The 23,461-nt window shown below is 69.0% G+C and carries 14 protein-coding genes and 4 pseudogenes; 9 read left to right on the forward strand and 9 right to left on the reverse strand.

The features are described 5' to 3' along the window. Nucleotides 1–77 precede the first annotated feature (77 nt). The 4 genes and pseudogenes from ACFV2J_RS28230 to ACFV2J_RS28245 all read right to left on the reverse strand — a co-directional run bounded on the left by ACFV2J_RS28230 (nt 78) and on the right by ACFV2J_RS28245 (nt 4,011). Entirely contained in the window at nt 78–527 is a 450-nt protein-coding gene (locus ACFV2J_RS28230; protein ID WP_385081850.1) for a hypothetical protein, read from the reverse strand. Between the two features lie 214 nt (nt 528–741). Further along, nucleotides 742–870 (reverse strand): annotated as a pseudogene (locus ACFV2J_RS28235) (IS5/IS1182 family transposase); the annotation flags it as partial. A 236-nt stretch (nt 871–1,106) separates the two neighbouring features. Further along, complete coding sequence (locus ACFV2J_RS28240; RefSeq protein WP_385441317.1) at nt 1,107–2,432, reverse strand: MFS transporter; 1,326 nt, start codon at nt 2,430–2,432, stop codon at nt 1,107–1,109. Between the two features lie 820 nt (nt 2,433–3,252). Next, nucleotides 3,253–4,011 carry a hypothetical protein gene (locus ACFV2J_RS28245; protein ID WP_385081848.1) on the reverse strand — a complete coding sequence of 253 codons (759 nt, stop codon included), beginning with the start codon at nt 4,009–4,011 and terminating at the stop codon, nt 3,253–3,255. A 399-nt stretch (nt 4,012–4,410) separates the two neighbouring features. Between ACFV2J_RS28245 and ACFV2J_RS28250 the strand changes: the two genes are divergently transcribed. Then, nucleotides 4,411–5,292, forward strand: a complete 882-nt coding sequence (locus ACFV2J_RS28250; protein ID WP_385081847.1) for an IS5 family transposase — start codon at nt 4,411–4,413, stop codon at nt 5,290–5,292. Between the two features lie 33 nt (nt 5,293–5,325). Here ACFV2J_RS28250 and ACFV2J_RS28255 read toward each other — a convergent pair whose 3' ends face one another. Both ACFV2J_RS28255 and ACFV2J_RS28260 read right to left on the reverse strand, forming a co-directional pair. Then, nucleotides 5,326–6,051, reverse strand: coding sequence for a hypothetical protein (locus ACFV2J_RS28255; protein WP_385081846.1), 726 nt, complete (start codon nt 6,049–6,051; stop codon nt 5,326–5,328). Nucleotides 6,052–7,160: 1,109 nt separating this feature from the next. Further along, nucleotides 7,161–7,468, reverse strand: a pseudogene (locus tag ACFV2J_RS28260) (ATP-binding protein); the annotation flags it as partial. Nucleotides 7,469–7,805: 337 nt separating this feature from the next. On the opposite strand from ACFV2J_RS28260, the gene ACFV2J_RS28265 reads away from it, so the two are divergent. Both ACFV2J_RS28265 and ACFV2J_RS28270 read left to right on the forward strand, forming a co-directional pair. Next, nucleotides 7,806–8,768 carry a hypothetical protein gene (locus ACFV2J_RS28265; RefSeq protein ID WP_385081844.1) on the forward strand — a complete coding sequence of 321 codons (963 nt, stop codon included), beginning with the start codon at nt 7,806–7,808 and terminating at the stop codon, nt 8,766–8,768. Then, entirely contained in the window at nt 8,768–9,046 is a 279-nt protein-coding gene (locus ACFV2J_RS28270; RefSeq protein ID WP_385081843.1) for a hypothetical protein, read from the forward strand. Before ACFV2J_RS28265 ends, ACFV2J_RS28270 begins: the two co-directional genes overlap by 1 nt. A 125-nt stretch (nt 9,047–9,171) precedes the next feature. Here the strand turns inward: ACFV2J_RS28270 and ACFV2J_RS28275 are convergent, their stop codons facing one another. Beyond that, entirely contained in the window at nt 9,172–9,642 is a 471-nt protein-coding gene (locus ACFV2J_RS28275; protein ID WP_385441319.1) for a hypothetical protein, read from the reverse strand. Here ACFV2J_RS28275 and ACFV2J_RS28280 point away from each other — a divergent pair. The 5 genes and pseudogenes from ACFV2J_RS28280 to ACFV2J_RS28300 all read left to right on the forward strand — a co-directional run bounded on the left by ACFV2J_RS28280 (nt 9,629) and on the right by ACFV2J_RS28300 (nt 20,097). Then, nucleotides 9,629–10,562, forward strand: a pseudogene (locus ACFV2J_RS28280) (NAD(P)/FAD-dependent oxidoreductase). The gene ACFV2J_RS28275 and the pseudogene ACFV2J_RS28280 overlap by 14 nt on opposite strands. Before the next feature lie 315 nt (nt 10,563–10,877). Further along, nucleotides 10,878–14,312, forward strand: a complete 3,435-nt coding sequence (locus ACFV2J_RS28285) for an NB-ARC domain-containing protein (protein ID WP_385441275.1) — start codon at nt 10,878–10,880, stop codon at nt 14,310–14,312. Nucleotides 14,313–14,430: 118 nt separating this feature from the next. Next, the gene (locus ACFV2J_RS28290; RefSeq protein ID WP_385081840.1) at nt 14,431–15,369 is read left to right on the forward strand and encodes a Ku protein; all 939 of its coding nucleotides are present in this window, start codon (nt 14,431–14,433) and stop codon (nt 15,367–15,369) included. Nucleotides 15,370–15,610: 241 nt separating this feature from the next. Continuing rightward, on the forward strand, nt 15,611–19,057 hold the full coding sequence (locus ACFV2J_RS28295; RefSeq protein WP_385081838.1) for a DNA polymerase III subunit alpha: 3,447 nt from the start codon (nt 15,611–15,613) through the stop codon (nt 19,055–19,057). A 5-nt stretch (nt 19,058–19,062) separates the two neighbouring features. Then, the gene (locus tag ACFV2J_RS28300) at nt 19,063–20,097 is read left to right on the forward strand and encodes a hypothetical protein (protein WP_385081836.1); all 1,035 of its coding nucleotides are present in this window, start codon (nt 19,063–19,065) and stop codon (nt 20,095–20,097) included. Between the two features lie 629 nt (nt 20,098–20,726). On the opposite strand, the pseudogene lexA reads toward ACFV2J_RS28300, so the two are convergent. Together lexA and ACFV2J_RS28310 are read right to left on the reverse strand one after the other, a co-directional pair. Beyond that, nucleotides 20,727–21,356 (reverse strand): annotated as a pseudogene (gene lexA / locus ACFV2J_RS28305) (transcriptional repressor LexA). A gap of 114 nt (nt 21,357–21,470) precedes the next feature. After that, nucleotides 21,471–21,767, reverse strand: a complete 297-nt coding sequence (locus ACFV2J_RS28310; protein WP_385081835.1) for a hypothetical protein — start codon at nt 21,765–21,767, stop codon at nt 21,471–21,473. A 184-nt stretch (nt 21,768–21,951) separates the two neighbouring features. On the opposite strand from ACFV2J_RS28310, the gene ACFV2J_RS28315 reads away from it, so the two are divergent. Beyond that, nucleotides 21,952–23,289 carry an alpha/beta hydrolase family protein gene (locus ACFV2J_RS28315; RefSeq protein WP_385081833.1) on the forward strand — a complete coding sequence of 446 codons (1,338 nt, stop codon included), beginning with the start codon at nt 21,952–21,954 and terminating at the stop codon, nt 23,287–23,289. Nucleotides 23,290–23,461 lie beyond the last annotated feature (172 nt).

Raw genomic sequence — 23,461 nt, forward strand, 5'->3', positions numbered from 1 at the left:
CCCCCCCCACACCCCCCCCCCCCCCGCCCCCTCCCCGCCCCCCCCCCCCCCCCGCTTTTTGCGGGAGACGGATCAGATCAGCTGGTGCTGAAGGACTCGTAGCCGTAGGAGCCGGTCCACTGGCCGGCGCTGCGGTCGTAGGTGCGCGCCCTCATGAGGATCAGGCCGTCCTCGTAGAAGTCCTTGTTGCACACGACCCAGGTGCCGGCGCCCTCCGAGTTCACGCACTGGCCGGTCCGGTAGATGCTGGTGTCGTTCCAGTGCTTGTAGTTCTCCCAGTCGGCGACCGCGGAGGCGCTGTCGGCGTCACCGTCGTAGACGTAGATCTTGTCGCCGGTCGGATTGAAGCAGACCCTGGCCTTGTCGGGCGAACCCACGCAGAGGGCAGCGCTGCCCGGGTTGCTTGTTCTGATCCCCTGCTGCCAGGAGTCGTCGGCGGCGGCGGCCGGACTGGCGGCGGACAGCGCAAGCGCGAGCGCGCCGAAGAAGGCGGCACCAGCGGTCACGGTGGTGCGGATGCGGATCACGTAATTCCTCCCCGAGCACAGTGCGTGCGACAGCCGCCCGCACGCCGCGGGGCGGGCACGAGGGGCGATCGTTCCCCCCTGAGCGGGGCCGTTCGTTCGGCCCGGCGTTTGAGGGATTGCTTGATCATGGTACGGAAATCCCACTCGCAACACAAGGTACAACAATCCCATGAGACAACTCAGTTGACCCCCAGGCGCTGTTTCTCGGACACGTGCGGAGCCAGATGATGAGTGCTGCGGGAGTGACGGTGCCGAGATAGATATAGGCCCGCTTTTCGTAGCGTGTGGCGACGGCGCGGAAGCCTTTCAGAGGGTTGATGGCCCGTTCGACGGTGTTGCGTTTGGTGATGGTCCCCGCTTCCCATCATGACCCTGACGTCCGCACCAGGCGTCACCCGCATCTGGCATGCGCCCCGCTGACCCCAGTGCGTGCGGGTGCGTCGCACCCGGGTGGCCCGCGCTCTGCGGTATGCCGCGCACCTCCTCCCGCCGCCGTCCGGCGGACCGGCTGGTTCAGCGTGCTCGCCGATGACGCGGCATCATTTGTCGATCAGCTCGCGGACCCTGGGCCCGGCGAGGTCACCGTGGTGCAGTCCCGACCAGGGCCGGCGAGCGGCGTGGCGGGCGGCGCGAGCAGTGTCCGGTCGCCGCTGCCGCGAGTACGCCGAGCCCGGCCGCCGCAGTTGCGGCGGTGAAGGCCGTCCCGGAGCCGTGGCGGTCCAGCAGGGCACCGGCGAGTGCTGAGCCCAGGGAGGAGCCCAGGTTGTAGGCGGTGTTCACCCAGGCCCCCGCTTCCATCCGGGTGCTGGCCGGGAAGAGCTGGTCCACCAGCAGGTACGCGGTGATCAGTAGCATGTCCAGGCAGGCCCCGAGTGCGAACAGGGCCGTTGCGGCGACCGGGAGCAGCGGCGCCGCGGCGAGCAGTGCGAGGGCGGCGGTCCCGGTCCCGCCCAGGACCAGGAGCCGGCGGGACGGGGCGGCCCGCCAGATCCGGCGCCCGTACAGGAGTCCGCCGACGACCCCGCCGACCGAGCACAGCGTCAGCAGCGCTCCGGTCGTTCCGGCACCCCAGCGCGGCACCGCGGCGATCTCCTCGATGGCCAGGGCGCAGGCCGAGCCCAGAACCAGCAGCAGCAGACCGAGGAAGCCGGTCCTGCGTAACGGGCGTTGTCCCGTTGCGCCGTTGCTCCGGTCGGGGTCGGTGGCTGACTGCGGTCGAGAGTGCGGTCGGGAGGACGTGCGGTACAGCGCTCGCGTCAGCGCGCGGAAGCCGACGAGCACGAGGCCTGCGCATACGGTGAGTGCCATCGGGGCGGACCAGACGCCGATCAGCATCGCGCCCAGGGCGGGTCCGACCGCGAAGACTGTGGACTCAGCGACGGTGTCCAGGCTGAGCGCGCATTGCTGCTGCTGCGGTTCGGCGGCAAGGTCGCTCCAGAGGGATCGCATCAGCGGTCCGACCGGAGGCGGGAACAGACCGGCCACCGCGGCAAGCGCGAAGGCGATCCAGGGTGCGGTGCCGAGTTCGCCGGTCAGGGCGATGACCGCGAGCATCCCGGCGTAGCCGACTGCCAGCAACATCAGCGCCCGGGGCCGGCGTTCGACCAGCCGGGCCCGAGGCGGACCGAGCAGAGCGGAGATCAGGCCGAACAGTCCGGCCGCCGACCCGGCCACGGCGTAGGAGCCGGTGGCGTCGCGCAGGGTCAGCAGCAAGGGGAGGCCCAGCAAGCCGTAGCAGAGCCGGGCGAGTATGGCGGCGGTGAACAGGCCACGGGCATGGCGGAGGGAGAGGACGGCGCCTCGCGGGCTGTGCAGCGAGAGCTGCGCTGGTGATCGTCGTAGGCGAAGTCGGTGACCGTCTGCGGCGAAACGCTTCTTCCCTCGTCGGGAGACGGGCTGACGGATCGGCTGGCCCGCACTCCTGCTGCTTCGTGCGGACGAGACGCCTGGTCATAAGCGTGATAGCGGCTCAGGTGATCAGCGCGTCGCGATCGTAGCCGAGCAGGTCGCCTGGTCAGACGTCGCCGGACCTGAGGCCTCGACGGAGCCCCAGGCCCCACCCGCTGAAACGGGGTGCCGAGTTCGTAGCCGGCGCTCAGCGCCGTCTTTTCGCTGCAGCGGCTGAAGCGTCTCGCAGCCCGGGCTGCAGGAAGGCACCGACGGCGGGGATACCGCGGCGGCGGGCGATTTTGTTGTGGAGGTCTACGAGAGTGTGGGTGCCGCGGGCGGAGGTGACGCCGCCCATCCGGTCGACGGCGTCGTGGGCGGTGGCGACAGCGGCGTCGACGTCCCTCATTGCGAGGTGGGCTTCAGCGAGCCGGGCGAGGTAGATGGCGTGGCCGCAGGGGAAGGCGTCGCCGTTGTAGGCCTCCTGGCTGGTGGCGGTGGAAGCTTCCTGGAAGTGGATGAGCTCGCCGGCTGCCGCCGCCTTCGCGCGGCATTGTCCTGTCTCAACGAAACCAGTCGACCCCGATCCACTGACCAGGGACGACTAACTTCGTTAAGACAAGCCTCCTTGGAGCGGGCCCGCGACAATGATCCGTCAACCTGCGGCGATTGGATTCGCTGAGACGAACCGTGGCGGCTCGGTTCGTTGAGACAGGTCACAGCCTGGCCCGTCTCACTTGAAGGTTGGTCAATCTTTCCGAGCTGAGCGGCGAGTGGCGGAGGCTGTGCAGACGACTGATGCGGCCACGCGTGTAACCCTTCGCCATCGTGCGGGCTCTCATTCAGGAGCCGAGTCCTCGACGGTGATGAGGGCCAGCAGGGTCCGGGCTTCCTGGGTGCGAGGGTGGGCCGGATGGAGCAACTGCTCACAGGCGATCAGTGCCCGGCGGGCGGTGGCTTCCGCCTCGGCGCGATTCCCCAGGCCGTGTAGGGCTTGAGCCTTTGCAAGGTCCACCTTTCCGCTGTCGGCACGGGCTACCGGAGCGAGTCGGCGTACCTCGGTCAACGCCTCCTCGTACCGGCCCTGCCCGTTCAGGCTGCGGACCAGGATATGGCGCAGGTCGTCAGCCGTGAGCTCGTCCGCTCGCGGCAGGTTCCCGCGGGCGCTGGCTTCCGCCTCTTCATAGCGGCCCTGCCCGTTCAGTGCATCAGCCAGTTTGGCCACTGCGTCAAGTTCGGTCGCCCGCACGTCGGTCAGGTGCGCGAGGCGGGTGATGGCGCGCAGGATGTCCTTCGCCTCGGCTTCTGCTTCCGCACACCGATCCTGCTGGATGAGGACCGCTATCCGGTTCGACCGGAGCACCAGCAGCATTGCCCGCAGATCCGGACTGCCCGCGGCCGTCCGCTCCACCTCCGTGATCAAGGTCTCTAGCTCGGGAAGTACCTCCGCCCCCCGCCCGTGCCTGATGGCCGCCGTCGCGGCAGAGGACCTCGCCAGCCACGACACAATCAGGGGGTCGCCGCCCCAGACGCGCGGCGCGACCGCAAGTGCCCTAGCTCGGGCCTCGGCCTCCTCGAACTCACCCGCTGCGCTCATGTCCTGGAGCCGGTCCAGGGCCGCCCTCTGCGACGGGGCCATCCTCCCCCTGGCCCACCCATACAACACGTGGTCCCACCCCGTACGTATCGATCTCACAAGCCGCGAGGCTACGGGAACCCGTCGTCGCCCAGTGCGAGCCCGGGAAGTGATGCTCACCGCGCGACTAGCGGAACGTACGTACCGAAGCGACTTCCTCGAACGGGCCCGGCACGCAGTCCCGCAGCGGACGCCGAGGGAGTCCGTGCACCGCGTCCACGCAGGACAACTCGACGCATGACCCCGCCTGCTCCACCCCAGCCGGTACAGCCATCCTGCACCCCAGCGCACTCAACCGCGCGACTAGGCCCTGTCCGAGGGGTCGCGTGACAGGCTGGCTGGTGAATCGTTCCGTCCGGTGTGGGGCGGGGTGATCTGACAGATGCGGAGTGGGCCCGGCTGGAGCCGCACTTGCCGAGGAACGCAGGCCGGGGCGGGCGGTGGAAGAGCCACCGTGTGGTGCTCAATGGCATTCTCTTCCGGCAAGGGACCGGCATCCCGCGGCGGGACCTGCCGACGCGGTTCGGCAAGTGGAAGACGGTGCATGACAGGCATCGCAGGTGGTCGGCGGACGGCACGTGGGACAGGATCTTGCGGGCCGTCCAGGCCGACGCCGATATCGAGGGCCGTCTGGACTGGACGATGGCGGGTGTGGACTCGACGGTCTGCCGGGCGCACCAGCATGCGGCCGGTGCACGGAAGCAGCCTCCGCGCCTCCCCGGTCGGCGGAGTAGGCCTGTTCATCATCGGGACGACGGAGGGCTGGGCCGCTCCCGGGGAGGGCTGACCACGAAGATTCAGCTGGTGGGTGAAGGCAGCCGGCGTCCGCTGGCTGTGCTGATCACACCGGGGCAGGCAGGCGACGGGCCACGGATGATCCCGGTGCTGGAGCGCGTCCATGTGCCGCGCCCGGCCGGTGGGCGTCCTCGCACTCGGCCTGACCACCTCAGCGGCGACAAGGCGTACAGCTCACGCCGCGACCGCCGTTATCTGCGACGCCGGCAGATCAAGCACACTATTCCCGAACGCCGAGACCAGCGGGCCCATCGGCAAAAGCGCGGCAGCAAGGGCGGTCGGCCCGCCGGCTTCGACCGAGCCCGGTATGCCCGCAGAAACGAGGTCGAGCGAACGATCAACGCCCTCAAAGGCTTCCGCGCCGTGGCCACTCGGTTCGACAAACGGGCTTACGTCTTTCACGGCACGGTGACCGTCACTGCGATCCGGCTGTGGTTCGGGTCCTGAGCCCCCCCCCGCCTACTTCCGATTCATCCTGGTCTACCGCAGGACAGGGCGGTTGGCGGACGTGTACTCGTCCGCGATGTTGAACACGCTGGCACAGTGTGGGCATTCGCCCTTGCCGAAGAGGTGGGTGATTCCGTCGGCGAGTGCCTCGTGTCCGTCGCGGACGGCAGTCTCGTACATCCAACGGCCGGTGCCGGAGAGCTCCTCAAAGGACGCCGGCCGCAGGCCGCGACGGTCCACGTCGCCCAGGTTCCAGTCCCGGATCGCTGAATAGCGCCCGTAGTCCCCGATGGCGATCGTGACTTCCACGGTGCAGTGGGGGCAGGCCAAGTGGTAGAAGTCGTCCTTGAAGTCCCCCAGGACGGCACTCCAGTGGTACTCCCCCTTGGCTGCAAGCAGATTGAGAAAGGCCGCGAAGTAGTCGACCGGCCGCGATTGCAGGTGCCGGTCCAGCAGCTTGCGGAACTCCGCGATCGCGTCGGCGCAGTCCGCCAGCAGATCGTCGCAGCCGTGGTGTCCTGCCGCACCTCGCAGGATCGCCCCGGCCAGTCCACGCGCCCGTGCGCTCCTCGAGGCGAGACGCACCAGGCCCTGCAGGGCGGCAAAGCTGGCGGGGAAGACGAGGTCGTGTTCGAGGACCAGCCGATATCCCAATTCCTCCCATGCTTCGGCGTTGTCCTCGAGCTCCACCCGTTCCAGAAGCGCGGGGACGCGATCGACATCCCCGTAGCAGTCGTGCATCTGCGTCCAGTTCACCACCTGGGCATTAAAGCGCCCCGTGGCAGCCGGGGTGGACGTCCCTGTTCCTGACTCATCGGACAGGCCCTAGTTCCACGAGCAGCGGGCCGAGTATGCGTCGGTGGTCGAGGCGGTCCGCGTCCAGGAGGCCAGCGCCCTCCTGTGGGCGTCCTGTGTTCGCCAGCAGGCGGCCATGAGCGGACCTCGTAGCCGGAACATGCGCTCTGATCGCCTCCCACAAGGCGCGGGTCTTGCCCGTGGATGATCCCCCGCCTGGACTCGACGGCCGGGCCGAGCGTCGACGCCGCGGCGCCGGCCGCATCGGCAGGTCATCCTGCTCAGCCGGGGACGGCAGGTAGGCGGCGCCGTACTCGCGGAAGAACGTTGGCTTCCGCTGAGCGGCCGAGCTTCAAGGGGTCGGCATCCCGCCCAGGAGCACGGCCACCACTATGTACACCGGGATAGCTATGGCCACGACCAGCCCGGCAAGGCAGCCCATATGGTCAGTCGGATGCTGGTTCTCGCGTAGTCATCGCTCTTCGGCACGTCCATATGGCCTCGAACACGTTTGTTGGCCCCAAGGGAACGCCACTGATGGCCCTAGTTGAGGATCTTCGACGGGAAACGTGACCGAGTCTTTTGGCCCCACCTCCGAAGGCGCGGACCGTGGCAGAATGCCGACATGGTTCTGATCCGAAAGGGCGATGCCGCGTAGGCGCCCGAAGGCCGTCCGCGCTGAACGGTGGCGGCCACGCAAGCACGTGCCGGTCCGTCGGATTCTGGGCGTATCCGCTCGGACCCGGGCAGCGGTGCGACGTGTTGAGGCCGAGTACCTGTGGCCGGACGCCGTTGCTGATGCGCTCAGTCGGTTCGAGTGGGCTTTCAGACAGCCGGGACGACATCTGACGGGCCCCTATGAGAGTCCCGGCATCGAGATCGAAGACGGCCGAGATGACCTGGAAGTGGCCCTGCAGCGCCTCCCGAGAGGGGCCCGAGCTGATCTGGGCCGCTTGGTGGAGCGGATCGACGTCGAGTACGAACGGCGTACTCTTCCGAACCCGGGTTGGGTGAGCGAGTGGACGGCGGGGCGCTGGTGGTGGTGGCGCATTCGGGAACGGTGACACCGGCGGTCAGGAGCCCGCGGTGGTCTGTTGGCGGGCTCTGGTGTGGGCGAGGCGGTAGGAGTCGCTGCCGGTCTCGATGATGTTGCCGCCAAAGGTAAGGCGGTCCACGATGCCGCGCAGAGCCGGGGGTCGGTGAACGTCTTGGTCCACGAGGAGAACGACTCGTTGGAGGCGATCGCCACGCTGTTCTTTTCCGCACGCTCCGTCAGAACCTGGAACAGCAGCTCGGCTCCGCGCCGGTCCAGCTCCATGTAGCCCAGCTCGTCAATACAGAGAAGATCGACCCGTCCGTAACGAGCGATCGTCTTGGTCAGCAGTTTCCCTTCTGAGCTGGCCCCTTTTCCTGTGCCCCCGGCAGGGTTCGAACCTGCGACACCCGCTTTAGGAGTTCGTCCCCGCAGGTGTAAGTCCAGCAACAAGGTTCGTACCCTGGCCGATCTCGGTCCGCTGACTGCTGCCCTCGTATCCCGTCGTACGTCCTTGTTGCCGTCAGTAGCTGCCGTCGAACGCGCTCCGGACCTGCTGCCCGACCTGGGCGGCGTCGCCAGCACTCGGCGAGGAGTTCCAGGCGCGCTCTTCGCAGGGAACACGCAACCTCCGGAACCTGCGGGCCTTCCAAATCGTTATTCCCGCCGCCTAGGGTGCGTTCTCATGGATGCTGCCGAACTCGACCGCCGCGCCCGTACCTTCGACGGCTGGATTCCTCCCGATCTGGTCTCCTGGCTCCTTGACCACGGCTACCACGACGAGGTGCAGCTCCAGGCGCGCGACGGCGACTGGTTCTGTGCGCGGGCATGGGCGCGGCTCCTCGCCGATCAGGGCCGGCAGGTCGAGGCCCGGGAAGTGCTCACGCCGTACATCGAAACGGGCTGGTTGCAGGCTGCCCGTGTCGTCTCCGAGCTGCTCGAAGCGTGGGGACGGGCGGACGAAGCGATCGCGTGCCTCCGTCCGCACGCTGAGTCCGGGGAGCGGCCGGCACTGGACTACTTCGGGCGGCTGCTCGCTCGGCACGGCCGGGCCGGCGAGGCATACACCCTGCTCCTGCCACACATCTCGGACTGGCTGCTTGCTGAGACCCTGGTCGAGGTGACCGTCGGCCTGGGCCGGGACGAGGAGATCGCCGCGCTGCTGGCCGCCGGCATCGAGTCAGGGCACTGCAAGTGCAACAGACCGTCCTATGGTGGACGAACTTCCGAACCCTGGAACGCCCTCGACCTGCTGGCCGCCGTGCGCGAGCGGCAGGGGCGAATCGACGAAGCGATCACCCTGCTGCATACCCGTGAGGTGACGTCAGTCAACGGCCGCGACGAACTGGCCGATCTGCTGGCCCGGCACGACCGGATCGACGAACTGAGGGAGTATGCGGCAACCGGGTTCCACGAGGACGCCATCCGTTGTCTCGCCGAGCTCCTGGAGGAACGTGGGGACGTCACGGGTGCCATCGAGGTGTACCAGCCGCACGTGGCGGACGGATCACGGCGGCTTACACTCCGAAGCCGGGCATCGACTACAACGAAGGCGACATCCCGGGCTACACATGTCGCTCTCTCCTGTTGCTCGCCGGCCACGACCGGGAAGCTGTGCTCTGCGGGGTGGCTGATTGCCTGGCAGTGATGCCGCGCAGCCACACGGAGTCGACAACGAAGAACGCACTGGCCGTGGCCTTCTCCGAGTCCTCCCGCGGCGACCTCCACTCGTTCGCCGAACTCACCGACGGGCAACAACGGCTCCTCCGAGCATTGGTGAAGGTCGGGCCCTGGGGCGCGTACGGGAAGAAGTTCGAAGAGAGCCTCCGGAGCCGGCAGCTGCCCGACACACGGGCGGCCCTGCGCGCGTACGTGGGCGTTCCGGACGACGGACGCGACGACACGACCGAATGCATCTGGAGTTGAGCTCCAGTGCGAATCCCAGATCGCGAGCCCAACCACCACCGCCCTGCCAAGATCCACGAGATTGCCGATCTGCACGAGCTTGGGGGCCGGAGCGCAGCAGCCTCCCTCGTCGTCCGCTCCGGCGGTCAGAGGCCTGGCCCGGCGGCCGCCAGGAGCGGGCCGATCCGCGCGGCGAGTTTCTGGGTCAGCGCGGTACGTCCGTCGGGGAGTTGTACGGCCAGGGTGCGGGGTCGTGCGTCTGGTCCGGTGTAGGCGACGACATCGGCGTCGACGGTTTCCGCGTGCCGGATCTTCTGCCACGCTCCGCTGCGGCCAACGCGATACGGGGAGGCGGCACGTTTCGCGACAAGCCCCTCGACACCCCGGTCCTGGAGGGTGTTGTACCAGGTGAGCGCCGTGTGCCGGTCGCGGGCGGCGGACACGGCCTGGATCGGCGAGTTCGCCGGCAGTCCGGACAGGACATCGAGGAGGGCGGCGCGCCGTTCACCGTACGGACGCGCACGAAGGTCTCCGAAGGGCAGGGGCAGCTGCAGAGCGTCCCAGACGAAAGCGCACGGGTGCGAGAATTCCCGGACCGCTCGAATCCGGAACCTGATCGCTGTCGATCGAGCCTACGGGGCTAGCCGTACGGGTTCGTTGCTCGCCTATGGTTTCGCCACTCTGTCCGGCGGCGTCGCAGTGACTGCGCTGAGGGCGGCACTGGCCACGACCACCGAGGTCGAGAACTTCCCCGGCTTCCCCGAACGGCATCGACGGCCCCGACCTCATGGCGAACATCTGGGCCCAGGCCGAGAAGTTCGGCGCCGAGATGGTCGACGACGACCTCGTCGAGGTCGACCTCACCGGCGACATCAAGATCGTCACCGACACCGCCGGCACCGTGCACCGCGCGAAGACAGTGATCGTCGCCACCGGCTCCGGCTACCGCAAGCTCGGCCTGGCCAAAGAAGACGAGCTGTCCGTCCGCGGCGTGTCCTGGTACGCGACCTGCGACGGATTCTTCTTCCGCGGCCGCGACATCGTCGTTGTTGGCGGCGGCGACACCGCCCTGGAGAAAGCCACCTTCCTCACCCGCTTCGCCCGCTCCGTCACCGTCGTCCACCGGCGCTCCACCCTGCGGGCCTCCCAGGTCATGCAGAACCGCGCCTTCTCCGACGACAAGATCTCCTTCGCCTTCGACAGCGAGATCGCGGAGATCAAGAAGCCGGACGGAAAACTCGCCGGCCTCGTCCTGCGCGACGTCTTCACCGGCCAGACCAGCGACCTCGACGTCACCGGCCTGTTCATCGAGATCGGCCACGACCCACGCACCGAACTCTTCAAAGACCAAGTGGACCTGGACGGCGCCGGCTACCTCAAGGTCAACGCCCCCTCCACGCGTACGAACCTGCCCGGAGTCTTCACCGCCGGGGACGTCGTCGACCACGCCTACCGCCAGGCCATCACCGCCGCCACCGGCTCCAGGCGAGCGCTACCTCGCCGCACACGCAGCAAACCAGCACGGCCAGGAACGTGAAGCCATGGCGTAGAGGTGGCGAGCGTGCCGGAGGTTCTGGGGTCACGCTGAAATCTACGTGTCGGCGCCGAATTGCGCGAGATCCGCAGCTGTCAGGTCAGTACGGACTCTGGTAAAGGGTAGGTATTCCTCTGTGCGGTAGGGCCGCTTGACGGGTGGTTTGGATCCAAGGGTTCGTCGGTGCCAGAGGGAGGCGTGGCGGAAAACATCTCTTGTGACGGTGCGTGAGGTACTGGGGGGCTTGTGGAGGGGAGTCGGTGGCCGGGGTTAGCTGCGTCGGCTGTGGTCACAGCGGTGGTCAGTGCGGTGACGTCGATGGCGGAGAACGCGGCGACTGGTCAAGCGCGCTGGCCGGGTCCGCTTGATGCGATCCGGCGGCACGCGTGGGCCGTCCTCGGCGTGGGCCTGACGCTGGCTCTGCTGCTGGCTCTGTACGCGCTGCTCCATGACTCCGGGTCCTCCGCAGCGGCTGAGGACCCGCCCGCACCAGCGCCGCCGGAGATTCCTCGCTGGGTGGTCGACCGCGCGCAAGTCAGGGTCGTGGTGGGTGAACTACTGCGCCGCCGTGGGCAAGGATCGGTGGGGATTACGGCCACGGCGGGGCTGCACGGTGCGGGTGGTTTCGGGAAGACCACGCTGGCGGAGGTTGTGTGGGCCGACCGTCGGATTCAGCGCCGGTTCCGGGGCCGGATTTTCCGCATAACCTTGGGTCTGGACGTGCGCAGTCGGGCTGAGATCACCGCGAAGGTGGCCGAGGCAACCCGGTTTATCACCGGAGATACCGCGGTCTTTGACGACCCGGACCTGGCAGGTGCTCACTTGGGACGGCTGCTCGATGCACGTCCGCCTATGCTGCTGCTCTTGGACGATGTGTGGAACGCAGAGCAGCTGGCGCCGTTCCTGCTCGGCGGTGCTAAGTGCCGGCGGCTGATCACCACGCGGCTGCCGGAGTTGCTGCCCGGCGGCGCGTACCGGGTGAAGGTCGACGAGATGTCCGCCGTCCAGGCGCGGCAGGTCTTAGGATTCGGGCTGCCCGGTGGGCTGTCGGAGGACACCGTGCTCGGTCTGCTGCGAGCGACAGGGCGGTGGCCGCTGCTGCTGCGGATCTGTAACCAGTATGTGCACCGCCGCATGGACACCGGCTTGCCGGCCGATGACGCGGCGGCTGAGATACTCGGGCAGTTGCGCCGGGAGGGGCCGGCGGCGCTGGATCCGGGCGTGGCGGTGGATCTGAACCATCCGCGCTCCCGGCAGACCGCAGTGGCCGCAGCGGTCGAGGCTGGCGCTGTGCTGCTGCCGTCTGGAGGGTTCGAGCGCTTCACGAAGCTGGGTGTCTTCGCGGAGGACGAGTCCATCCCTGTCGGCCTCGTCACGGTCCTGTGGCAGGGCACGGGTGCGCTGCGCCCCGGGCAGTCCAGGGACCTGTGCGCGGCGCTTGGCGGACTGTCCCTGCTGGAGCTGGACCCGGCCCGTGGTGGCCGCATCCGAATCCACGACGTTATCCGCGACCTCATCCGCTCGCGCTTGGGCGACGCGGACCTGGAACGAGTGAACGGCGCGTTGGTCGACGCCGTAGCCGCGGGCCTGCCCCTGGCCGAGCCGCAGCCGGGTGGCGGCGCTGGGCCAGTGCACGCGTGGTGGCAGCACCCCGACGACTACCTGCTCCACCATCTGATCACCCACATCCTGAATGCCGGACGCGGCAGCGAGGCGGAATCGCTGGCGCTCGACCTGCGATGGATCGAACGGCGCCTGACGCAGGGCGGAGCGACTGCGCCCCTGGCAGACCTGGATCAGATCCCCACCGCCTTGGCCCAGCAGGCCGCCATCGACTTGGCCCGGACCGCCCATCTCCTTGCACCGATCGCTCCCGACCATGCCCTGGGCGCCGTCCTGCGTAGCCGACTAGCCGGATATGACACCTGGTTGCCCCAGACCAGCGCTTGGCGGTCCACCAGCCCCGTGCTTTATAACCGGTGGCCGCTGCCCGACATGCCTGACTCCGCGCAGATCCGCGTACTGACCGGCCACGCTGGCACGGTGAGTGCGGTGGCGATCTCCCCAGACGGGACCTGGCTCGCCACCGGCGGCGATGACCGCGCAGTGCGCATCTGGGATGTCGCCACCGGACGGATCACCGCCACCCTGACCGACCATGCCAGCCGGGTGACTGCGGTGGCGATTTCCCCGGACGGCACCTGGATCGCCACCGGCGACAACAGCGGCGCGGTGAGGATCTGGGATGTGGCCACCGGGCAGATCACGGCCACCCTGGCGGGCCGCGATGGCCCGTTGAGTGCGGTGGCGATTTCGCCGGACGGTACCTGGCTTGCCACGCGTGCCGACGGCACGGTACGAATCTGGGATGCGGCCACCGGGCAGAGTACCGCCACCTTGACCGGCCATGCCGGCCGGGTGTACGCGGTGGCGATCTCCCCGGACGGTACCTGGCTCGCCACCAGCAGTCGCGACCGCACAGTGCGCATCTGGGATGCGGCCACCGGGCGAACCACTGCCACCCTGACCAGCCAAACCGGTCGTGTGATTGCGCTGGCGATCTCTCCCGACGGCACTTGGCTCGCCACAGGCGATAACATCGGCGCGGTAAGACTCTGGGATGCGGCCACCGGGCGAACCACCACCACCCTGACCGGCCACACCGACCCCGTGTATGCGGTGGCGATCTCCCCCGACGGCACGTGGCTCGCCAGCGTCGCCGACGGCACGGTACGGATCTGGGACACGACCACTCGCGGAACAGTCGGGGCGTTGACCGGCCACACAAGCCGGGTGGACGCGGCGGCGATTCCCGCCACCAGCAGCCGAGGTCGCACAGTGCGATTCCGGGATGCTGCCACCGGGCGAAGAACCACCACGCTTGCCGTCCACGCGGTGGCGATCTCCGCCGACGGCACTTGGCTCGCCACCGGCGACAACAGCGGCGCGGTGAAGATCTGGGATGCGACCACGGGGCAGATCACGGCCACCCTGACCGGCCATGACAGCGTGGTGTTCGCGGTGGCGATTTCTCCCGACGGCACCTGGCTCGCCACCGGCAACGACAGAGGGGCGGTGAGGATCTGGGATGCGGCCACGGGACAGATCACCGCAGACCTGACCAGCGGCCACCGTGGCCGGGTCTATGCGGTGGCGATCTCTCCCGACGGCACTTGGCTCGCCACAGGCGACCAATTCGGCGCGGTACAAATCTGGGATGCGTTCACGGGACAGATCACCGCCACCCTGACTGACCGCGGCAACGGGGTGAATGCAGTGGCGATTTCCCCGGACGGTACCTGGATCGCCGCCGGCGGCGATGACCGCGCAGTGCGCATCTGGGATTCGGCTACCGAACAGATCACCGCCACCCTGACTGGGCACGCCGGCCGGGTGACTGCGGTGGCGATTTCCCCGGACGGCACCTGGATCGCCACCGGCGACAACAACGGGACAATGAGGATCTGGGATGCAGCCGCCGACCACACCCACACCCCCACCACCATCGTCGGCCACAGCGGCTGGGTGAGTGCGGTGGCGATTTCCCCGGACGGCGCCTGGCTTGCCACCAGTAGCGTTGACCGCACAGTGCGAATCTGGAACCCCCTGTCAGGGGATCTGGCCACAACGATGCGAACCGAAGGAGGTCTGCGAGCTCTGGATTGGACGCCTACCAGCGGCAGCTTGGCAACAGCCGGGGATTTCGGTCTATACCTGTACCACTTTGACCCTGGATCTCAATCGGCTGCCTGAAGTCCATCCGTCCAGCCTGCGACCGCCTCAGCCGTGCTGCTTGTGGGGCGCTTCGGGAAGCAGACTCGGGGCCCGGCTCCTACGCTGGTGGGGCTCGGGGCCCTCATGGAGGTCCGTCATGCCCCGACCCTTGTGGAGCGGTGCCATCAGCTTCGGGCTGGTCACTATCCCCGTGAAGCTGGTCAGTGCTACCGAGGACCGTTCGGTCCACTTCCACCAGGTCCATACCGAGGACATGGGCCGGGTGCGGGTGCGCAAGTACTGCGAGGCGGAGGACCGGGAGGTGTCCGCGGGCGAGATCGGCAAGGGCTTCGAGGTCGGCAAGGACACGCTGGTCGCGGTCACGGACGCCGAGCTGGAGGCGATGCCGCTTCCGACCGCGAAGGCGATCGAGATCGTCTCGTTCGTGCCGGCCGCCTCGATCGACCCGGTCCGGCTGAGCGGGGACAGCTACTTCCTGCAAGGCGACGGCCAGGTCGCGGCGAAACCGTACGCCCTGATCGCGAGGGCGCTGGCCCGCAACACGAAGGTGGCCGTCGCGAAGCTGGCGTGGCACGGGCGGGAGCGCCTGGTGCTGCTGCGGGTGAGGGACGGGGTCTTGGTCGCGCACGTACTGAAGTGGGACGACGAGATCCGCGACCCCGCCGAGCTCGCCCCCAAGGTCGTCAAGGTCACGGATTCCGAAATCGATGAGGCCGTGCACCTTGTCGACTCGATGACGACGGACGACATCTCCGGCTACCGGGACACCCACCGCGAGGCCCTCGAAGCGGTCATCGAGGCGAAGGCCGAGGGCCGACGGCCGCCTGAGCCCCGCACGGGAGACGAGGAGCGGGGCGGGCAGGTCCTGGACCTGATGGCGGCACTGCAGGAGAGCGTCCGTAAGGCGCAGTCCGCGCGCGGCGAGGACAGCGGGGACGCCGAGATCCGCGAGATGACCGAGTCGAAGCCGAAGAAGAAGACCGCGGCTGCGAAGACCGCGAAGAAGGCCCCCGTCAAGAAGGCTGCGAAGAAGACCGCGGCCGCGACGAAGCCAGCCCGGCGCCGTGGCGCCTGACCCAGCCCCCGGCCCGGTGTCCAGCGGCCGGCACAGCTTCGAGGACCTCTGGCCGAACGAATAGCACCAGCCTGTGATGCGTGTCATAGGCCTGCGGTCCGAGGCTGAATTCAGGGCTGCCGCGGTTCGAAGGTACCCGGCGGTGGCGGGCGACGGCCGATTCACTCATTCGCACGCTTGTGCGATTTCGAGTTATGGTGCGAACCTGGAAGGGAGGGGGCTGGCGAGAGGTAGGAGGTGCGTGAGCTGTGGATTTACTCATCTGCACGTCGCGTCCGGCTACTCCGCCCGCTACGGCGGCGCCCTCCCCCACGTCCTCGTCCAGCGCGCGGTCGAGCGCGGGATGACGACGCTCGCGCTGACCGACCGCGACACCGTCACCGGGACTGTGCGCTTCGCCAAGGCCGCCGCGGCCGCCGGTATCCGGCCCGTCTTCGGTGTCGACGTCGCCGTCGCCCCACTCCGTACGCCCGCCCCGCAGACCGCCCGTGCACGCACACCGGTACGTGGAGGCGCGCACGTCGTGGAGCCGCCGCTGCGGGTCACGCTGCTCGCGCAGAATCTGGCGGGGTGGGCGCGGCTGTGCCGTCTGGTGTCCGCCGCGTCCGCCGAGGCCGACGGCGGATCGCCGGTCGTGTCCTGGCCGGTGCTGCGTGAGTACGCCGACCGCGACCTGGTGGTGCTGCTCGGTCCTTCCTCCGAACCGTTGCGGGCTCTGTCCGCGGGCCGTCCCGACGTGGCCGAGCAGTTGCTCGCACCGTGGAGGGAGCTAGCTGACGAGAGGCTGCGGCTGGAGACGGTGTATTTGGGGCAGCAGGGGACGGGTCCCGGGTCGCTGAGGCTGGCCGCGCGCACGGTGGGCCTGGCCGGCGAGCTCGGTGTGCGCGCGGTGCTGACGAACGCGGTCCGGTACGCCGACTCCACGCAGCACCGGCTCGCGGACGTGCTCGATGCAGCGCGACTGCTGCGGCCGATCGACCGCCGGCACCTGGACGGCGGCGAACGGTGGCTGAAGGACCCGGCCACCATGGCCGCAGCCGCGGAGCGCGTCGCGGAAGCCGCCGGTGGCGGCCGGACAGAGGCCGCCCGACTGCTCGCCGAAACGGAAGCGGCCGGCCAGTCCTGCGCCCTGACCCCGGCTGATCTGGGCCTGGGCCGACCGCACTTCCCCGAGCCGTCCGTCGTGGGCGCGGGGCCCAAGCCCGGGTCGGCGATGCGGCTGCTGCGGCAGCGCTGTGAGGCCGGGATGGCCGCCCGCGGCCTCGACAGAGACGCACCCGCGGTACGGCAGCTCGACTACGAACTCGACGTCATCGGCCGCCTGCGTTTCGAGCCGTATTTCCTGGCCGTGGCGCAGGTGGTGGCCGATACGCGAGCGCTGGGGATCCGCGTTGCCGCGCGTGGTTCGGGTGCCGGCTCGATGGTCAATCACGCGCTTTTTGTAGCCACGGCCAACCCTCTTGAGCACCGCTTGTTGTTCGAGCGGTTCCTCAGTGAGCGGCGGACGTCGCTGCCGGACATCGACCTCGATGTGGAGTCCGCGCGGCGCCTGGAGGTGTATGACGCGATCATCGACCGGTTCGGCCGCGAGCGGACCGCGGTCACCGGCATGCCCGAGACCTATCGGGCCCGGCACGCCCTCAGAGACACCGGGCTCGCCCTCGGCCTGCCGCCCCAGGTCGTGGGTGAGGTCGCGAAGAGCTTTCCGCACATCCGGGCCCGCGACATCCGCTCCGCGCTGGCCGAACTGCCCGAGCTCCGTCAACTCGCCGCTCAGGCAGAGAAGTTCGGTCCGCTGTGGGAGCTCGCCGAGGGCCTGGACGCACTGCCGCGCGGCTTCGCCATGCATCCGTGCGGAGTGATCATCTCCAACGCGTCGCTGCTGGACCGGCTGCCGGTGCAGCCGACCCCTGCCGGCTATCCCGCCTTGCTCGCCGACAAAGAGGACGTTGAAGATCTCGGACTGCTCAAGCTCGATGTGCTCGGGGTGCGCATGCAGTCGGCCATGGCACACGCCGTCACCGAGATCCACCGCACCACCGGGCGGGCCCTCGACCTCGACAACCCCGACCACGTCGACCTCAACGACCGGCTGTCCTTCGAACTCATCCAGGCCTCCGACACCGTGGGCCTGTTCCAACTGGAGTCCCCTGGCCAGCAAGACCTGGTGGGAAGACTACAGCCGCGCCACATGCAGGACGTGATCGCGGACATCTCCCTGTTCAGGCCCGGGCCTGTGTCCGGGGGCATGCCCGCTCTGTTCATCGCGGCCCGGCACGGCGCCGAGCCCCATTACGCGCATCCGGACCTGGAGCCGATCCTCTCCGACACCTACGGCGTGGTGATCTGGCACGAACAGATCATCGCGATCCTGTCGAAGATGACCGGCTGCGACCGGGCCGCCGGCGACGTCGCCCGCCGTGCCCTGGCCAACCCCGACAGGCTGCCGAAGGTCGAAGCCTGGTTCCGGCGCACCGCGGGCGAGCGCAGCTACAGCAGCACCGTGCTGGACGAGGTGTGGGAGACCGTCTCCCAGTTTGGCGCGTACGGCTTCTGCCGCGCCCACGCCGTCGCCTTCGCCGTTCCCGCACTCCAGAGCGCCTTCCTCAAGGCCCGCTATCCGGCGTTCCTGTACGCCGGGCTGCTCGAGCACGACCCGGGAATGTGGCCGCGCCGCGTCATCGTCTCCGACGCGCGCCGCCACGGCGTGCCGATCCTGCCCGTCAACGTCAACCACTCCCGCGCCCAGCACAGCGCCGAACAGACCGAGAACGGGTTCGGGGTGCGCCTCGCGTTCACCACGGTGAAGGGCATCAGCGAAGCGGAAGTCGGCCGGCTCGTCGACGGTCAGCCGTATGCCGGTCTGCAGGACCTGTGGCAGCGCGGCCGGCCGTCCCTGCCCACCGCGCAGCACCTGATCCGTGTCGGCGCCCTCGACGCACTCGCGGGCGGCCTAACTCGGCGGGATCTGCTGCTGCAGTCCGTCGAGCTCCACCGGCAGTCCCGGGCCCGGGCCACCGACGGCCAACTGCCCCTCGGCGGTGAGCTGGTGTCCGCCGAGCCGAGCGGGCTGCCGGAGATGACCAGCCGCGACCGGCTCGACGCAGAGCTCGAGACGCTGCAGATCGACGTCACCCACCACCTCATGGACCACCACCACCGGCTGCTGAACGAGGTCGGCGCGACCGACGCACGTCAGCTGCGGGCGATGGCTCCTGGTCAGAAGGTGCTGGTTGCCGGGGTGCGGGCCTCCACGCAGACTCCGCCGATCCCGTCCGGGAAGCGGGTCATCTTCGTGACGCTCGAGGACGGTGCGGGCCTGATCGACCTGGCGTTCTTCGAGGACTCCCACGAACAGGTCGCGCACACCGTCTTCTACTCCGGGCTGCTACTGGTGCGCGGCACCGTCGAGGCCCGAGGCCCGCGCCGCACCGTGGTCGGCGAGATGGCCTGGGACCTCGAAGAAGTCGCCGCGGCCCGCCGCGACCACGGCCCCCAGGCCGCCCTCGACCTCCTCGGCCGCACCACCCCCTCCCCCACCCCCGCAGGGCAGGCCTCGCCGCAGCGCACCCTTCAGGACGGGACCGCGGGAGCCCGCCTGCATCCGTACGCGGACCTCCAGCCCGCCGGGACCCGCTCAGCCGACCTGCGCCGCCTCGGCCACCGCAGCCCCGGAAGCGCAGGGTGATCGTCGTGGGCGGCCATGGCCACCGCGCGGTCCTGCAACTGCGCTTCGTCCTTCCGACGGATGGCGACACTGGGCTTCTTGACGGTGTGCGCGCGCTGCTGGAGAACATCACGCCGCGCGTGCAGATCATCGAGCCGGACACGGCTGTCCTCGATCTCACCGGCGCTCTCCCGTACTGGAAGCGCGACGCACGCGGCCTGACCGAACTCATCCAGATGCGCGCTCTCGCGCTCCTGGGCCTGCACAGTGCTGCGGGCGCCGGTCCCAACCGGATGCTCGCGGCGATGGCCTGCAATCTCACGCCGCCCGGCCGGCGCACCGTCATCGACCACTCCCCCGACGCCGTCGCCGCGTTCCTGCGGCCGCGCCCGGTACGTGAACTGCCCGGCGTGGGCAGCAAGACGGCCACGACGGTGGCCTCGTACGGTCTGCACAGAGTCGGGGACGTTGCCGACCTGCCGCCTGCCACATTGCAGCGCCTGCTCGGGGCCCGCGTCGGCCGCGCCCTCCACGAACGCGCCCTCGGCCACGACACCACCACCGGCGACCCCTCCCCCGCACCGGCGAGCGTCAGCGCCGAGCACCGCTTCACCCGTGACGAACTCGACCCGGCCGCCCACCGGCGCGCCCTGCTCGCGCTCGCCGACGACCTCGGCACACAGCTCCGTTCCTCGGACCAGATTGCGGCAGGACTGACCTGCACCATCCGATACGCCGATTTCACCAGCACCCGCCGCAGCCGCACTCTGCCCGAGGCCACCCAGCACACCGTGCTCCTGGCCCGCACGGCATACGCGGTCTACGAATCCCTCGGTCTGCAGCGGGCCCGGGTCCGCAGTATCGCGCTACGCGCGGATGCTCTGCGTCCTGACAGCCGGGCGATCCGGCAACTCAGCCTGGACAGTGGCGACGAGAAGCCGCTGGCGATCGAAGCCGTGGCCGACCGGGCCCGCACCCGGTATGGGAGGCCTGTCATCTACCCCGCCGCTCTCGCGACCGGCGCACACCTCAGGCGGGAGGTGCAGGCACCAGCCGCATGATCGACCGATCCTCGGCAACCTGTTCCTTGGTCGAGAACTCATGTGGAGGTTGCTGTGCCTAACAATGACCGGGCCTGGGGTCGAACGGAAGGCGGGCCATGGTGGCGTTTCGTGCCGCGGAACCGCTGGGCTGGCGCGCTCGGCATCCTCGCGGGACTGCTTCTCCTCGTGCAGGCCGTCGCAGTCCTTTCCGATGACCCTTCGGGGGTTCAGATCACGCTCGAAGCAGCGTGCGCGCTCCTGGGGTGTGGCCTCCTGGTGCAAAGCGTGGACGGGCTGCGAGTCCTCAACCGGAACGCCGATCGTCACTGAACGGTCATCCCCGAAGGTGTTCTTCATGCGCGAGAAGCGCACTCAGGTCGTAGATGTCCGGATGGCCTGCAAGACGCAACGGATTCGGTGCTCAGGCTTTGCCTATCTGCTGGTTCGGCCGCCGGTATGGGCGGTCCCGCGCGGCGTGCGAACGGAGCGCGGGACCGCATGACCGGCCGTCCTGTCCTCGAGCCGGGCACATACGACAATACGGATGCCGGTGGCACGGGACGGGACAGCGCGCCGGAACGTGAACGCTCGGGGCAAGGACAGGTCGTCGAGCCAACCCGACCGAGCGTGGGAAAGAGCGGGGCCTGTCAGAGCAGGCGCAGCACGCCGACGACCTTGCCGAGGATCTGCGCGTCATCGCCAGGAATCGGCCTCGCGACGTAGGACTTTGACAGTGGCCTCGTCCTCCAGGAGCGCGGCGACGATGTCCCCTGGGCCGGCGCTGTCCTGGCGGCGGACAGCCACGATGTCGCCATCGCAGATCGCCGCGTCGATCATGGAGTCGCCGGAGACCGTCAGGGCGAACAGGTCTCCGTCACCCACGACCTGGCGGGGCAGGGTGTAGACGTCCGCGACCATCTCCTCGGCGAGCAGCGGCGCGCCGGCCGCGATGCGCCCGACGAGCGGTACGTCGACCGGTTCGGTGCTGCGGTTGCCGAGCTGGGGTGCCTACGACGGGCGTACACGGTAGGCGCGGGAGCGCTGCGGGTCTCGGTAGAGGACGTTCTTGCGTTCCAGGGCCATCAGCTGGTGGGCGACGGAGGAGGTGCTGGCGAGCTGTACGGCGGCGCCGATCTCCCGCATGGAGGGCGGATACCCCTGCGGCGCACTGATTCGGTGATGTAGTCGACGATGTTCGCCTGGCGGCTGGTCAGCTCACTGCCCCTGTTGCGGGTGCTCGGGGGACGTCCCCGGCGTGCGGGCGCGGTGTTCTCCATCGCGGGCACCTCCGTCAGACAAGATCTTTAGCGAATGTGTGCGGAACGTGAGTTCTTGTCCGTTTCGCAGTTGAGGTTGGGGAAGGATCCCTGGTCGCGGGTGGGGGATGGTCCTCAAGCGTTGGGGCGGGCGAACAAGCCGGGTTCGGGTTCGATGAGGATGCCCCGGCTGACCAGGCCTTTCAGTTTGAAGCGGATGCCTTCGGTGTTCTTCGGGAGGATCGGCAGATTGAGGACCTGGCGGAGGTCGCGGGCGCGTATCGGTCGGCCCGCGTCGGCCAGGGCGGTGAGGATCTGCTGGTAGACGGGGTGGTCCGGGATGTCGGGACGGTCCGGCGCGGTGGCAGGTGAGGGGAGCGGGAGAGTAAGGAGGGGCTTGCGGCCGGTTGCAGAGCCACACGCAATGATCAACGCGATCGGCTCGCAGAACGGGGCGGTACGCCGCCCGTGACCCGCCGGACCGTGCCTGGGAGAGGTGGTCCGTGCGCGCAACCGCGGTGAACGCGGTGGTCGCGCGATCCGTAGGTCTGGGCAGCGGTACGGTGTGCCCTGACCATCAGCGGGCCACTGGGCCCGTGACCACTGGGGGAGTTATATGCAACACCGCAGACCGCGCTACCGCCGCAGACTCATAGCCCGAGCGGTCGGTACCGCAGGTGTGCTCGCTGTCGCCCTGGGCGCCGGGGTGACGCCTTCGATCGCCGCAGGGAAGGCGTCCGACAGGCAGCCGGCCACCGGATCCTCGCCCGACGAGGACTCCACGAACTGGGCGCCCGAGAACGACAGCGCGGCCCTACCCAAGGACGCCCACCCGGCAGCCACGCTCAGCCGTGGCCGCGCCTCCGCCGTCCACCTCAAGCTGCCCGCGCCGAGCGGGCCCTACAAGGTCGGCACCTTCAGCCAGCACCTCGTCGACAAGTCCCGGACGGACCCGTACGTATCCGGCAACCGGGCGCGCGAGTTGATGGTGACGTACTGGTACCCGGCCTCCTCCACCTCCGGGCACCCGGTGGCGCCGTGGATGCCGTCGATCTCGGGTGCTCACTTCCTGTACTCGCGCGGCCTGTCGCCGCAGCAGGTGACGCTGCCGCAGACTTCCAGCCACGTCCTGGCCCCGGTCGACACCGAGCACGGCAAGCTCCCCGTGCTGCTGTACTCAACCGGGCTGCACTCGGACCGCGCGATGGGCACGGCCCTGGCCGAGGACCTCGCCAGCCGCGGCTACATCGTCATTGCCGTCGATCACACGCACGACGCCAGTGAGGTGCAGTTCCCGGGCAACCGGCTCGAGGTCAACACCATGCCGGCCGGCTCGCACTCGTCGGACACGCTCAACGTGCGCGCCGCCGACATTCGTTTCGTCATCAACCAGCTCGGCACCATCGCCAAGGGCGGCAACCCGGACGTCGACCACGCCAAGCTCCCCTCCGGTCTGTCGAAGTCCGTGGACACGTCCCACATCGGGATGTTCGGCTGGTCGCTGGGCGGCGCCGCGGTCGACACCGCCATGCAGCTCGACCACCGCATCGACGCCGGCGCCAACCTGGACGGCCAGTTCTTCGGCACGGCGCCGAGCAAGGACCTGAGCCGCCCGTTTATGCTGCTCAGTTCCGGCACGCACAACCGCAACAACGACTCGTCGTGGCGGAAGCTGTGGCCCCACCTGAAGGGGTACCGGGTCGACATCCAGCTCCACGGCTCAAGGCACCTGTCGTTCAGCGACAACGAGTGGCTGGTGCCGCAGGTGGCGCCCCTGCTCGGGCTCTCACCGGAGCAGGTGCAGCAGCAGTACGGCTCGATCGACCCCGACCGGGCGATCAAGATCCAGCGCGTGTACCTCGCCGCCTTCTTCGACAAGCAGCTGCGCGGCAAGCACACCACCCTGTTGGACGGGCCCTCCGGGAGTTACCCGGAGATCGCCTTCGTCCGCTGACGGACTCCGAGAATCGGGCCCCCGCGTGGGGGCCCACCCCGGGGGTTCCGTGGCAGGACGACGCAGGGACGCCCGTGTGCGTTCATCGAACCTTCGAGCGCTCGTCGCTCGGTTGAGAAAGGACCCCTGCCCTGCCTACCGCGTCCCGGGCTCCGCGTCACAGGGCCCCTGT

It is taken from the genome of Streptomyces sp. NPDC059668 (assembly GCF_042734135.1).
Classification (GTDB): domain Bacteria; phylum Actinomycetota; class Actinomycetes; order Streptomycetales; family Streptomycetaceae; genus Streptomyces.

Bases quoted from the DNA above. Each gene is read 5' to 3' on its own strand.
- ACFV2J_RS28245 (WP_385081848.1), bottom strand. From the start codon at position 4,011: ATGAGCGCAGCGGGTGAGTTCGAGGAGGCCGAGGCCCGAGCTAGGGCA.
- ACFV2J_RS28265 (WP_385081844.1), top strand. From the start codon at position 7,806: ATGGATGCTGCCGAACTCGACCGCCGCGCCCGTACCTTCGACGGCTGG.
- ACFV2J_RS28270 (WP_385081843.1), top strand. From the start codon at position 8,768: ATGCCGCGCAGCCACACGGAGTCGACAACGAAGAACGCACTGGCCGTG.
- ACFV2J_RS28285 (WP_385441275.1), top strand. From the start codon at position 10,878: ATGGCGGAGAACGCGGCGACTGGTCAAGCGCGCTGGCCGGGTCCGCTT.
- ACFV2J_RS28290 (WP_385081840.1), top strand. From the start codon at position 14,431: ATGCCCCGACCCTTGTGGAGCGGTGCCATCAGCTTCGGGCTGGTCACT.
- ACFV2J_RS28315 (WP_385081833.1), top strand. From the start codon at position 21,952: ATGCAACACCGCAGACCGCGCTACCGCCGCAGACTCATAGCCCGAGCG.